This window comes from Stenotrophomonas sp. P5_B8, assembly GCF_054049855.1.
The window spans coordinates 1-863 of sequence record NZ_JBFULO010000778.1 but is presented as its reverse complement, the minus strand read 5'-3'; the positions used below and the strand labels follow the sequence as shown (position 1 = coordinate 863).

Genomic DNA, 863 nt, shown 5'->3' with positions numbered 1-863 from the left:
CGTGGAAGCTGTGCAGGGCGAACTGCCGGAAATCCAGGCGACCACCGGTCCAGGTAATTTGTCCAGGGTAATCTTCCAGATGGGCGTCGCGGGTGAGTTAGACAACGCGATCGTAGTTCTTAAAGACTGGAGCGAATTTGCTGTATCGAAGTGGCCGCTAAGCTACCGCAACGATGATCGCAATTGGCGCAACTCCAACCAACGGGTCTTCGAGAGGCCTGGAGATGAAAACGTATGAACCTATTTCCGCGGTTGGGCGGCCTCCAAAGAGTATTGAACACCCTCCGCATGCGAGCTCGGGTCCTACTTCCTCGTCAATTGTGTCGAGCCTTCAGCCGAGGCGGGAAGTCTGACTGCCTGGCGATCAGCCAGATCTATGTCATCAATCTAGATCGCCAGCCAGAGCGGCTGGTGGCCGTTCAGCAAGAGCTGCGTCGTATCTCGGACGCGTCAGGTAGCCCCTTGCTCGATCTTCTCGTTCGGCATTCGGCTTGCGACGGCATGGCCTACACTACCAGCAGCCTTCAAACACCCGATGTGGATATCCATTACACCTTGGCCGACCAGCTTTCCGTCGAGCCACAGCCTTTGACGCTACCGGCCGCGTTTAAGCTGGATGAGCCGATCCGAATGAGCGACGCCGAGATCGCGGTCGCAAGATCGCATATCGCTGTATGGAAGAAGATCGCGGCATCCGCCGGTGGATATGCGCTTGTGTTAGAGGATGATGTCCTATTCGACAGGGGCTTTGGTACGCTCGTCGATGCTGCTTGGGCAGAGTTGCATGCCAGCAGTAGTTCGGAGCCTGCATTTGATGTTCTGTATCTCTCTTATAAGGAGGTCCGATACGGCGCCCCTAAGGC

At 56.3% G+C, this 863-nt stretch carries 2 protein-coding genes; both read left to right on the top strand.

Annotated features, from left to right (window positions below; all coding sequences use genetic code 11):
* Window positions 1–238: hypothetical protein (locus tag ACXJKH_RS21410; RefSeq protein WP_457322395.1), on the top strand; the 238-nt coding region annotated here is incomplete at its 5' end.
* A 35-nt stretch (window positions 239–273) separates the two neighbouring features.
* Window positions 274–863, top strand: a 590-nt coding sequence (locus tag ACXJKH_RS21405; protein ID WP_457322393.1) for a glycosyltransferase family 25 protein, incomplete at its 3' end; no start/stop codon positions are given.